We start from the raw sequence: 12,043 nt of genomic DNA, 5'->3' as shown, positions 1-12,043 counted from the left end.
TGATCCTCTTGTTGAGGATCACTTTTTTTAAGAAAGAAAGTATCCCATTTTTTTGACTTTTTGATGAAGAAATATTAGACTTTAAAGTTATTAGAAACGAATGGGGAAGAAGATAGGATGGCAACCGACGAATTGGTACAGATTAGAAATCAGATTGATGAAATTGATGAGCAAGTCATAAAGCTCATTGCAAAACGTTATAAACTAGTCAAACAGGCAGCATATCATAAAACGAATCAACAAGATGTCGCTGCTCCAGCAAGAGTGGAACAAGTCATAGCAAAAGTGAAGAAAATTGCAGATAAAAATGGAATGCAATCATCGATTGTAGAGGAGTTATATCGCAAAATGATTGCTCGTTTTATTGAGGAGGAAAGGAAAGAATTTGAAGAGTTTGTCTCCTTGGGGGAAATGAAAAATAACGAATGGTAAATTCTGATAATTCTTATTATAATTTGGTGAATTTGGTTTTGTTATGGGAGAAAAATATTTTATTTTTAGTTATTTTTTTCTAATAATGAAATAATATCCGTTGTTATTTGGGTAATTGTGTAGGATATATACAGGATGCATTTCTTTTTTTTGTGTCCAATTTGTGTATGATGTGCTAAAATGAAATAGCTATTTACAGACAAGTACAAATAGCAGTTCTACCTAATACCGGGTGAACTGTTTTTTATTGGTATCTAAATAAAACATAGAATTAAATGCATCAGAGAAAGGCGTGAAAATAGTTGTTAAAATTAGTGGTGGTAGACCGAAACAGTTATACAAATTTCGTAGAAAATCACCCATTACGTAATTTTTTTCAGTATCCTTCATGGTCTGATCTAAAGGCTGAGTGGAAGTGGTCAAGTGAATTTTTGGGCTGGATGAACAGTGATGGAACAATGGTTGGTGGCACGAATGTTTTATATCGAAAAGTACCGGGTTTAAATAAGTTTTTAGCATACATACCACGAGGTCCATTAATTGATTGGTTCTCGACAGAATACACCTTAAAAGATTGGTTTCATGTTTTATTCCATCATCTCAAGCAACGTAATGTTTTTAGTGTTAAAATTGACCCACCACTGATAAAAAAGAAATGGTCTAGTGATGGGATCACCAACGGTATGCTTCAATTTCAAACACATGGATTAAAAAATAAAAAAATCACAGATCTGCCTCCTAATCAAGTTTATCGAGAAGTAGAATTTATCCAGCAAGAATTAAATGAGATGGGCTGGCGTCAAAAGATAGCGGATGATAGTTTTGATACTGTTCAACCCAGCTACATTTATCGTTTAGACATGGCAAACAAAGGATTAGATCAAATATTTGCATCTTTCCACCCCATTTGGCAAAAGAAAATTAACCAAGCTGAATGGGAAGGTGTAGAAGTAAGTGTCGGAAGTTTGCAGGATATTCATGAATTTCATGCTCTTCTGGCACAAGAGGCGAAGCAAGAACAAAAGGAATCAAGAGATATCGTATATTTTCAAAAAATGGTTGAAAAATTATCCAAAGAGGATCCGACGAGAATTAAAATATATTATGCTCGCCAAAATAATCAATTGGTCAGTGCAGCGCTTGCAACGCGAGTGAATGGACAAGTTTGGGATTTGTACAGTGCGCAGCTGAGAAAGACTGATCACGCAGCGAGTTATTTACTTCGTTGGAAAATGATCCAAGACGCACATGCCAATGGCGATCAAACATTCGATTTCCGAGGAGTAAGTATCTCATTAGATGAAAAAAACCATCATTTTGAACTGCTCAAATTCAAAGTGGGATTTGCCGGAGATGTTTGCGAGCTGATTGGAGAATGGGATTATCCTGTTATTCCTATGTTGCACTGGGCATTTGATATGTATATGAAAAAACGGTAGATCTTCGTAAACAATCATGTGTGTATAGGAAATATTCTTTCCCTTTTCGGTGATACTAGGAAAGTAGATGGAGTTTAGGGGAAAGGATGTCCTATATGAATTGGACTACCATTGTAATGGTTTTGCAAGTATTTTTCTCAATTGTAATCGGTTTGTACTTTTTTAATTTATTAAAAACACAGCAATCCAATAAAAGTGCAGTCGATAAGGAATCAAAAAAAGAAGTTGAAAAGCTGACGAAAATGCGTAATATCTCTTTGACAGAACCACTTGCGGAGAAAACGCGGCCAGTTCGTTTATCAGATATTGTTGGACAAGAAGAAGGGCTTCGAGCTTTAAAAGCAGCTCTATGTGGTCCAAATCCGCAACATGTGCTTATTTATGGTCCACCTGGTGTAGGGAAAACAGCAGCAGCACGTGTTATTTTGGAAGAAGCGAAAAAAAACGATCATTCTCCTTTTAATGAGACATCTAAGTTTGTGGAACTAGATGCAACCACAGCTCGATTTGATGAACGTGGGATTGCAGATCCATTGATTGGATCTGTACACGACCCTATTTATCAAGGTGCAGGAGCAATGGGGATGGCAGGGATTCCGCAGCCAAAGCCGGGAGCAGTTACCAAAGCACATGGTGGAATATTATTTATTGATGAAATTGGCGAACTGCATTCAATCCAGATGAATAAGCTTTTAAAAGTATTAGAGGATCGTAAGGTGTTTTTAGAGAGTGCTTATTATAGCCGTGAAGATAAGAATACGCCTTTTCACATTCATGACATTTTTCAAAATGGACTACCAGCAGACTTTCGTTTGATTGGTGCAACGACACGTACACCAGACGAAATACCAGCAGCAATACGTTCCCGATGTATGGAAATTTATTTTCGTCCTCTTTTGGCTAGTGAAATTCGAAAAGTTGCTGAACAAGCTTTAGAGCGAATTTCTTTTGCTTTTGAACCTGAGGCAATACGAGTTTTAGAACGTTATGCAAGCAGCGGTCGTGATGCAGTGAATATGGTACAAACAGCTGTCGGCCTTGCGATGACAGATGGTCGAAAAAAAGTAGAAACATCTGATCTTGAGTGGGTTGTGCATGTTAGTCAGTTAAGCCCACGCCCAGATTTAAAGATGCCTGCTTCTGCTCATATCGGACTTGCTACTGGGTTAGGGGTATTTGGACATCACACAGGAATGATTTTGGAAGTAGAGGTTACTGCCACGATAGCTACAAACGGTAATGGATCTTTGCAAATTACAGGAGTAGTGGATGAGGAAGAACTAGGCGGTAACCGAAGAACGCTACGTAGAAAAAGTATGGCTCGTGGTTCGATTGAAAATGTGATTACGGTATTACGGAAAACAGATATCAACCCAGAATCGTATCATTTACATGTGAACTTTCCTGGAGGAATCCCACTTGATGGTCCTTCCGCAGGGATTACCATTGCTACTGCGATCTACTCCGCAGTCAAAGGCATCCCAGTAGATAATGCATTAGCGATGACAGGTGAACTTAGTATTCATGGAAATGTGAAACCGGTGGGTGGCGTTATTGCTAAAGTTGATGCAGCGCGTCAAGCTGGTGCGAAGCGTGTATTTATTCCGTATGAAAATATGCAATCTCTCTTTAAAGAATTAGATGACATTGAAGTGATACCGGTAAAACGTTTAGAACAAGTGATCAGTTTAGCGTTTGATCAGAAGGAAGAGACAGCAGATCATGCTAGACTTGGAAATACATGGGCAGCAGATGGTATTGTCCCTTCTATGAAATCTTCATACGATTGGACAAACAAAAACGAATAGGATAAAATTTTTCAAGACTAAGCTGACAGCATGGAGGTGCAGACATGGCTCAACATGAACAAGAAAAAACCTATCCACTTCTCCCATTACGTGGACTTTTGGTTTTTCCCAGTATGGTCCTCCACCTAGATGTAGGTAGAGAAAAATCAATTAATGCGCTGGACCAAGCGATGGTTGAGGAGAATCACATCTTGCTGGTAACCCAGCAAGATGCCCAGATAGAAGAGCCTGCTCAAAAAGATTTGTTTGCTGTCGGGACAATTGCAAAAGTAAGACAGATGTTAAAATTGCCTAATGGAACAGTACGCGTATTAGTAGAGGGATTGCATCGAGCAAATATCCTCTCCTTAACCGATAACGAGTCTTATCATGAAGCAAGCGTTTCAGAGTTACACGAAGAAGTGGCAATAGACCAAGATATGGAAGCATTAATGAGATCTGTACTTGATCATTTTGACCAGTATTTGCGTTATTCAAAGAAACTTTCTGCGGATACGTACCAAACGGTTGAAGATATTGAAGAGCCAAGCAGATTGGCAGATACGATTGCCTCTCATCTTCCGTTGAAATTGACAGACAAGCAAGCTATTTTAGAATTACCAACCGTGAAAGAACGTTTGGAGAAATTATTAAGCCTTCTTCACAATGAGAAGGAGATTTTACAATTAGAGCGTAAAATACATGCTCAAGTGAAAAAACAGATGGAGCAGGCGCAAAAAGAATATTACTTGCGTGAGCAAATGAAAGCTATCCAAAAAGAGTTAGGAGACAAAGAAGGTCGTTCAGGTGAAGTCGAAGAGCTTCGAGAAAAATTATCCAAGTTAAAGGCTGATGACACAGTCAAAGAGAAAGTGGAGAAAGAAATTGACCGTTTGGAAAAAACTCCTACAACCTCTGCTGAAGGTGGTGTCATTCGCAACTATATCGATTGGTTACTGGATTTACCTTGGGGTTATGAAACAGAAGATCAATTGGATATTAATGTTGCAGAAAAGATCTTAGATGAAGATCACTTTGGCTTGGAGAAACCAAAAGAGAGAATTTTGGAATACTTAGCTGTGCAACAAATGGTGAAAAAGCTAAAAGGACCGATTCTCTGTCTAGTAGGGCCGCCTGGAGTAGGGAAGACTTCTTTAGCAAAATCAATTGCTCGTTCTTTAAATCGAAAATTTGTCCGAATATCTCTCGGTGGAGTACATGATGAAGCAGAGATCCGCGGACATCGCCGTACGTATATCGGTTCTTTGCCAGGTCGTATTATTCAAGGGATGAAAACAGCAGGTTCAGCGAATCCTGTATTTTTATTAGATGAGATTGATAAGATGTCCAGTGATTTCCGTGGAGATCCAGCTTCTGCATTATTAGAAGTGCTTGATCCAAACCAGAATTCTACTTATAGCGATCACTATATTGAAATACCATATGATTTATCTAAAGTTATGTTTATCACGACAGCGAATACCATGTACAGTATTCCAAGACCACTGCTGGATCGGATGGAAGTTATCAATCTCTCTGGTTATACAGAATTGGAAAAAGAACAGATTGCCAAAACGTACCTTATTCCAAAACAAATCGAAGATCACGGCTTGACAGAAGAGATGCTATCCATTGAACCAGAAGCGGTACTAGGGATAATTCGTTACTACACCCGAGAAGCAGGGGTTCGTAGCTTAGAACGAGTAATTGGAACGTTATGCCGAAAAGCAGCGAAAGATATCGTTGCAGGAAAAACGGATCAGATTGTAGTTACAGAAGAGAAATTAAACGACATGTTAGGTCCCCAAAGATACCGCTTTGGACGCAAAGAATCCAAAGATCAAGTAGGGTTAGCAACAGGGCTGGCGTGGACAGAAGTTGGTGGAGACACTCTAGCTATTGAAGTAACTTTACTTCCTGGTAAGGGAAAGCTCACATTGACAGGTCAGCTTGGCGATGTGATGAAAGAGTCTGCTCAAGCAGCGTTTAGTTATATTCGTTCACGCACAAAGGAACTGGACATCCCAGAAAATTTCCATGAACAAAACGATATTCATATCCATGTACCAGAAGGTGCTATTCCAAAAGATGGACCATCTGCTGGGATAACCATGGCAACTGCTCTCGTCTCCGCTTTAACCAACACACCAGTGTTCAATAAAGTTGCGATGACGGGCGAAATTACCCTGCGAGGACGAGTCCTGCCAATTGGCGGGCTGAAAGAAAAATCGATGGCAGCACATCGCGCAGGCATCGAACATATTATTTTCCCACAAGAAAATGAGAAAGATCTTGTGGATATCCCAGCAAGTGTAAAAGAAGATCTTACATTTACACCTGTATCTCATTTAGATGAAGTGTTAAAGATTGCACTGACGAGGGAAACCGATGAAAATCACACAGGTTGAATTTATGACTAGTGCCGTATTACCAGATCAATATCCAACGGAAAATCGGCCGGAGATCGCACTCTCTGGCCGTTCCAATGTTGGGAAATCCTCTTTAATCAATTGTCTGGTAAACCGGAAAAATATAGCGCGAATAAGCTCCAAGCCTGGAAAGACACAAACCATTAATTTTTTTCTCGTAAATGAATCAGTGGTTTTTGCTGATGTTCCAGGATATGGATTTGCTAAAGTATCCAAAAAGATTCGAGAGTCTTGGGGAAAAATGATGGAAACCTACTTCACCAAACGGGAGAACTTAGTAAGTGTGGTTCAAATAGTAGATTTGCGTCATCCCCCATCCAAAGATGATCAAAATATGTATCAATTTTTAAAGCATTATCAAATACCTGTCATTGTTGCAGCTACGAAGGCTGATAAGTTGCCTAAAAGCAAATGGCATAAGCATTTAAAAGTAGTAAAAGAAGTTTTGCAAATGGATTCATCGGATGCTTTAATCCTGTTCTCAGCAGAGACAAAAATGGGTAAGGAAGAACTATTGGCAGAAATTCAACAGCGAATAGGTCAATCTGTAGAAGAATAATCTTAAATATTAGCAGGAGAAAGCTGGGGGAATCATGAGCAAACAAAAGGTAGTTGCTATTATTTTTGGTGGTAAATCAGGAGAACATGATGTGAGTCTTTTATCTGCTTCTTCTGTTCTCAAAGCGATAGATCAAAGCAAGTATACACCACTTCCAGTTGGTATCAGTCCATCAGGAGAATGGTTGCTGGGAGAAGAAGCTTTTTCCTATCTCCAAAAACATCTAGATGTTCCTTTTTTGGATCAATTGAAACATTTGGTCCCTGAAGTGGAAAGCTATCGTGGCAATGTATTGCCAGCTTCGTTTTATGAATATGTAGATGTTGTTTTTCCAGTATTGCATGGGACTTATGGAGAAGATGGAACGATTCAAGGTATGTTGGAAATGCTTCATCTTCCTTATGTGGGAGCAGGTGTACTGGCATCCGCTGTAGGCATGGATAAAGCAATCAGCAAAGTTCTCTTCCAAGATGCAGGACTTCCTCAAGCAAAGTATTTGGTGTTCTTATTTGCTGAATCTACAGAGGAAATTATTCAAAAAGTGGAGCATCAACTAGGTTATCCATGTTTTGTGAAACCAGCAAATCTGGGTTCCAGCGTCGGTATTTCCAAGGCAGACAGTAAAGAAGCTTTAGAAGAAGCGATCGCTACTGCAAGAGCTTATGACCGCAAAATCGTAATTGAAGAATTTGTTCCCGGGCGCGAGATTGAAGTTGCTGTACTGGGAAATGAACATCCAAGAGCATCTCTTCCCGGCGAAATAATCTCTTCCAATGAGTATTATGACTACGAAGCAAAATACATAAGTGGAACCTCTAAATTGCAAATACCAGCACAATTACCAGAAACTACGTTAGAGCAGATTCGTGAAATGGCTGTTACAGCATACCAAGCAATCAATGGAAGCGGTCTTTCCAGAGTTGATTTTTTTGTGAGAGAAGATGATGGGCAAATTTTAATTAATGAGATCAATACGATGCCTGGGTTTACTGCTTATAGCATGTATCCAAAGATGTGGGAGCATTCTGGTTTGGAGTATACAGATCTTATTTCGGAATTAATCCAATTAGGGATACAACGCTTTTCTTTGAAAGAAGCTTTACGTACTACAAGATAAGTGATGCTTATATAAAAACAAGAAAGGTTTCCTATGAAGGAGCCTTTTTTGTTTGTAAGACTTGCCAATTAAAATGAGTTCTGATCATAATAGAAATGTAAAATAAATAGGTGAATAATAAATACAGAGGAGTTTCTGAATGTCAAAGCAGCCTGTAGTGCAATTGGATCATATAACAAAGGTAATTGGAAACAAAACGATTATCGATCAGCTGTCTTTTGAACTTTTTCCCGGAGAAGTGGTGGGATTTTTAGGACCAAATGGAGCAGGTAAAACCACTACGATCCGTATGATCGTTGGTTTGATGGCTCCTACTGCTGGTGAAATTTTGATTCAAGGAATAGATGTGCAACAAGACTTTGAAAAAGCGATCAGCCATGTTGGTGCTATTGTAGAAAATCCGGAATTGTACAAATATATGTCTGGTTATAAAAATTTGTTGCATTATGCACGTATGGTGGATGGCGTTACCGAAGAACGGATCGATGAAGTAATCGAGTTAGTTGGTTTGCAAAATAGAATCGAACAAAAAGTGAGTACATATTCGCTAGGAATGAGACAGAGACTTGGATTAGCACAAGCTCTATTACATAGACCGAGTTTGCTTATTTTGGATGAACCTACCAATGGACTGGACCCTGCTGGAATCCGCGAGTTTCGTGATTACTTGCGAATGGTGGCTGATAAAGAAGACGTTTGTGTCTTGGTTTCTAGTCACTTATTATCGGAAATTGAATTGATGTGTGATCGCACATTAATTATTCAATCTGGAAAACTGATAGGCGAAAAACAGATTCAAAAAGAAGAAGTGACAGCAGAAGCAAAGAAACAGATCGTTCAGTTTCAAGTAAATCCAGTGGAGAAAGCGATATCCATCCTGCAATTACAAAAAATTGTCCTACTATATTCCAATCAGACGAGTTTTGAAATTGAGATAGAGCGAGACAATGTCCCAAAATTAGTGAAAAACTTAGTAGCAGAAGATGTTTCCATTTTTGCAGTTGAGACAAGAGTGAAATCATTGGAAGATGAGTTTTTGGAGATAACAGGAGGTAAATCGGTTGATTAAGTTTATACGTCTCATCCAAAATGAAAACATGAAAATGTTTAGTCAAGTAAGTAATTGGGTTATGCTCGGATTTTATTTTGTTATTATCTTTTTCAATGTTGCAATGGCTCCAGTAGACGAAACGGATCAATTCGTGGCAGATCCCTTTTCTTATTTTTTAAGTAGTGCGGACACTCCCATGGTTGTCATTACAACACTTTCGATTATTTGGGCTGCAGGTATTATGGCTGCTGAATTTTCTTCAGGTACGGTGAAATTGCTTTTGATTCGTCCTGTAACACGAACCAAAATATTATGGGCAAAGTATACATTGGTTGTCCTTTATGCATTGGTTTTATCGATACTCTATTATGTACTCACCCTTATGTTCGGATTTTTGTTGTATACAGATGCATCCCTTTCTAGCGAGGGAGTAATGATTTTAGCAAAAGCTGCTGGTCTTTCCTTTTTGGAGTCTTTATTTATGATCACCCTTGCGTATATGATTGCTGTTATATCCTACAATCGCTCATTGGCATTGGGAGTATCGATGTTTCTTTATCTGACCAATACAGTTATTGCTTTTTTCCTGCAAACGAAACCATGGTCCAAGTTTTTATTTTTTACGCAATTGAATTTAACCAAATATGCCTCCCATGATGGAGCTGTTTCCGCTCTCAATACATTGGCATTTGCATTATGTGTTTTAGGAGTATATTTTATTTTGTTTGTGGTTGCGACTTGGGTCACGTTTTCCAATCGAGATGTGGCAAGTTGATGGTTATAGAGACCAAAATAATCAATTAGATGTGTTGAATATTAGAAAATATAAGTTATCATTAAATATCTCCATAAGTCTCACAACTTCAGGAGAGTGATGGAGCAGAAGTACTTTGAGTGTAATGCTCTCGTAATCGATGGGAGCACTGGCAATCGGCGTACGTGGTCGTTGTCGAATCGATCATGGTCAACCTCATGCGTTTGTGACTGTCGAAGAGTACAAGGCTCGACAGTCATAAATGATGGACAAAAAGGCGAGTCTTGTCTAAATAGGCAAGATTCGCCAAAGAGAACTAACAATAAAAGTTTTTAGATAAATAATAGAACCCCCAATAATAGTTGGCTACTCTTTACTGAGGGTTCTATTTTATTGTTCTGTTAATATGAGGGGACCATCTTTGGTAATGGCTATTGTATGTTCGTATTGTGCGGATAAGCTTCCATCACCTGTTACGGCTGTCCATCCATCTCCTAATACACGTACATGGTGTTTACCAAGATTGAGCATAGGTTCAATCGTAAAAACCATCCCTTCGGTAATCAGGGGACCGGTATGCGGAGATCCGTAGTGAGGGACTTCAGGTGGTTCGTGCATGCGTTTGCCTATGCCATGACCGATAAAAGGACGGACTACAGATAGCCCTTTTGATTCTGCAAAGGATTGAATGGCATGTGAAACATCTCCAATCCGATTGCCGACCTGTGCGTGCTCTATTCCTTTATATAGAGACTCTTTGGTTAGATGCAGCAGTCTGTTTGCTTCTGCACTTACTTCTCCAACTGCATAGCTCCAAGCAGAATCTGCTAACCATCCATTCAAATTAACAACCATATCTATGGTAACAATATCCCCATTTTTTAGTTCTGTTTTTCTGGGAAATCCATGACATACTTCTTGATTGATCGAAGCACAGGTAGCATAGGGATAGCCTAAGTATCCTTTTTGTTCAGGAGTAGCACCATGTTTGTCTAAATACTCTTCTACAAATTGATCGATTTCCCATGTTGTAACTCCTGGGGTTATTCGTTTGGCGATTTCCCGGTGGCAGGAAGCTAACAGTTGTCCTGCTTCTTTCATTTTATTTATTTCTGCTAAAGACTTGATCCCCATCATACTCCTCCTATTTTTTTATAATAAAGATCGCTCCCAATCCAACAATAAAAATAGGCCAATACACATTTGTAAATGTAGCAATGGGGGCTAAATACGTAATTTCTTTTAAACCAGGCCATGCAAAAACTCCACTGAGCAATAATACAATCCCGATTACTAAGGTTATGTTATTCTGATTCAGGATATATTGTAACATCAATGTTACCCCGATCATTATTACAATAATACTCCAGTGTCTGGGCCATTGTTCTACATATTGAAAACCCCAGACGGATATTCCAATTGTTGCAAAAATACCGCCAAGCAAAGTGAGATGGCTTTGTTTTTGTAAAAAAGAAAAGAAAATGAGAAATATACCCACTACAAATAAGATAAAAGACCAACTAAGGAATGAATGTAAATTTGCCCAGTCTGCCTCTACGATCAGAAGGATGGCACCCATGATGACTAGAAAAAAACCAATGACTCGATTTTGCATAAATAAGTCGCTCCTCGATTGAAACAATTAAGAAATTTGTCTCATTTATCATATCATGAAAAGTGCTCTGTTGTTGTTTTTGAATTCCCATACTGTTTGCTGTAGCCAAGAACGAGATTACAATTGAAACAAGTTGAATTGCTTTAAAGTAATTTGTCTATCACAAAAAACAATGTATACTAATGATATAACTGTCCGAACCAAGTTTTATGGAGTGGATCATGGTCCAGACCGCTGCCGCGAAGAAGGATGACCGGAACACGTTCTTCTGCTGGGGACTCACCTTCCTGCTGACGTGCCTGTTCTGGTATCTCGTTCTGTTCACCAACCTCAGTGCTCCCATTCTCGCAATTCCCGGTGTTCTCCTCCTCCTTCTGTGGGTGACGGAGATCCGGTGGATCTGTCGTGTGACGGTACATTTCCGCTACAACCTGGGACACTGGTGGGAATACTCCGGTAAGGTGGAGTTCTTCATCATCGGCTTCCTGTCCTCTCTGGTCTGCTCGGTGCTCTACGGACCGATCTTCATGGAGTGGATCTTCAGTATGCTGGACTGACCTGCGGTATCTGTTTGATCATCCACAGTTCGGACAGACCGATCTCCCTTCCATGTTTCATAGGATGCGAGATCGGCCTGACAAAATATGAGTTCATATAGATAAGGAAACCAAAAAACCAAACAAATTCTATTTGTTTGGTTTTTTCAGCAATGTCTATAAAAACTGATTACTAGAACATATAAAAGATGGCTAGCCAACTTTGATAAAAATAAATTATAATAAGTATAAAATGAAAATAAATCTAATTTGATGAATTGGAAGAGAGTATGGGAAATACTTGAGCTATAGATAGATGCTTCA

At 39.1% G+C, this 12,043-nt stretch carries 11 protein-coding genes; 9 read left to right on the top strand and 2 right to left on the bottom strand.

Going from position 1 to position 12,043, the window contains the following annotated elements; all coding sequences use genetic code 11:
• The first annotated feature begins 117 nt into the window (after positions 1-117).
• The 8 genes from GSM42_RS19640 to GSM42_RS19605 all read left to right on the top strand — a co-directional run bounded on the left by GSM42_RS19640 (position 118) and on the right by GSM42_RS19605 (position 9,589).
• The gene (locus GSM42_RS19640; protein WP_160803253.1) at positions 118-432 is read left to right on the top strand and encodes a chorismate mutase; all 315 of its coding nucleotides are present in this window, start codon (positions 118-120) and stop codon (positions 430-432) included.
• A gap of 302 nt (positions 433-734) precedes the next feature.
• Positions 735-1,871 (top strand): lipid II:glycine glycyltransferase FemX, encoded by a 1,137-nt coding sequence (locus tag GSM42_RS19635; protein WP_160803252.1) that lies wholly within the window; start codon positions 735-737, stop codon positions 1,869-1,871.
• Positions 1,872-1,966: 95 nt separating this feature from the next.
• A complete protein-coding gene (gene lonB / locus GSM42_RS19630; RefSeq protein ID WP_160803250.1) occupies positions 1,967-3,679 on the top strand; it encodes an ATP-dependent protease LonB in 1,713 nt (570 codons plus the stop codon).
• Between the two features lie 44 nt (positions 3,680-3,723).
• Positions 3,724-6,066 (top strand): endopeptidase La, encoded by a 2,343-nt coding sequence (gene lon, locus GSM42_RS19625; protein WP_160803249.1) that lies wholly within the window; start codon positions 3,724-3,726, stop codon positions 6,064-6,066.
• The gene (gene yihA / locus GSM42_RS19620) at positions 6,047-6,646 is read left to right on the top strand and encodes a ribosome biogenesis GTP-binding protein YihA/YsxC (RefSeq protein ID WP_160803247.1); all 600 of its coding nucleotides are present in this window, start codon (positions 6,047-6,049) and stop codon (positions 6,644-6,646) included. The genes lon and yihA overlap by 20 nt, the downstream gene beginning before the upstream one ends.
• 34 nt (positions 6,647-6,680) lie before the next feature.
• Positions 6,681-7,763: a D-alanine--D-alanine ligase family protein gene (locus tag GSM42_RS19615; protein ID WP_160803246.1), complete on the top strand. Its 1,083-nt coding sequence runs from the start codon at positions 6,681-6,683 to the stop codon at positions 7,761-7,763.
• A 139-nt stretch (positions 7,764-7,902) separates the two neighbouring features.
• Entirely contained in the window at positions 7,903-8,832 is a 930-nt protein-coding gene (locus GSM42_RS19610; RefSeq protein ID WP_160803245.1) for an ABC transporter ATP-binding protein, read from the top strand.
• A complete protein-coding gene (locus GSM42_RS19605) occupies positions 8,825-9,589 on the top strand; it encodes an ABC transporter permease (RefSeq protein WP_160803244.1) in 765 nt (254 codons plus the stop codon). Before GSM42_RS19610 ends, GSM42_RS19605 begins: the two co-directional genes overlap by 8 nt.
• 369 nt (positions 9,590-9,958) lie before the next feature.
• Here the strand turns inward: GSM42_RS19605 and map are convergent, their stop codons facing one another.
• Positions 9,959-10,705: a type I methionyl aminopeptidase gene (gene map, locus GSM42_RS19600; protein WP_160803243.1), complete on the bottom strand. Its 747-nt coding sequence runs from the start codon at positions 10,703-10,705 to the stop codon at positions 9,959-9,961.
• Between the two features lie 7 nt (positions 10,706-10,712).
• Positions 10,713-11,183 (bottom strand): hypothetical protein, encoded by a 471-nt coding sequence (locus tag GSM42_RS19595; protein ID WP_160803242.1) that lies wholly within the window; start codon positions 11,181-11,183, stop codon positions 10,713-10,715.
• A 221-nt stretch (positions 11,184-11,404) separates the two neighbouring features.
• Here GSM42_RS19595 and GSM42_RS19590 point away from each other — a divergent pair, with 221 nt between their 5' ends.
• Positions 11,405-11,740, top strand: coding sequence for a hypothetical protein (locus GSM42_RS19590; RefSeq protein WP_160803241.1), 336 nt, complete (start codon positions 11,405-11,407; stop codon positions 11,738-11,740).
• The last annotated feature ends 303 nt before the right edge of the window (positions 11,741-12,043 follow it).

This window comes from Shimazuella alba (genome assembly GCF_009831235.1).
Lineage (GTDB): Bacteria > Bacillota > Bacilli > Thermoactinomycetales > Thermoactinomycetaceae > Shimazuella > Shimazuella alba.
This window is presented reverse-complemented; position numbering and strand designations above follow the sequence as displayed.

Excerpts from the sequence above, each read along its gene's own strand:
- GSM42_RS19610 (WP_160803245.1), top strand. The coding sequence starts at position 7,903 with ATGTCAAAGCAGCCTGTAGTGCAATTGGATCATATAACAAAGGTAATT.
- map (WP_160803243.1), bottom strand. The coding sequence starts at position 10,705 with ATGATGGGGATCAAGTCTTTAGCAGAAATAAATAAAATGAAAGAAGCA.
- lonB (WP_160803250.1), top strand. The coding sequence starts at position 1,967 with ATGAATTGGACTACCATTGTAATGGTTTTGCAAGTATTTTTCTCAATT.
- GSM42_RS19595 (WP_160803242.1), bottom strand. The coding sequence starts at position 11,183 with ATGCAAAATCGAGTCATTGGTTTTTTTCTAGTCATCATGGGTGCCATC.
- GSM42_RS19615 (WP_160803246.1), top strand. The coding sequence starts at position 6,681 with ATGAGCAAACAAAAGGTAGTTGCTATTATTTTTGGTGGTAAATCAGGA.
- GSM42_RS19640 (WP_160803253.1), top strand. The coding sequence starts at position 118 with ATGGCAACCGACGAATTGGTACAGATTAGAAATCAGATTGATGAAATT.
- yihA (WP_160803247.1), top strand. The coding sequence starts at position 6,047 with ATGAAAATCACACAGGTTGAATTTATGACTAGTGCCGTATTACCAGAT.
- GSM42_RS19590 (WP_160803241.1), top strand. The coding sequence starts at position 11,405 with ATGGTCCAGACCGCTGCCGCGAAGAAGGATGACCGGAACACGTTCTTC.
- lon (WP_160803249.1), top strand. The coding sequence starts at position 3,724 with ATGGCTCAACATGAACAAGAAAAAACCTATCCACTTCTCCCATTACGT.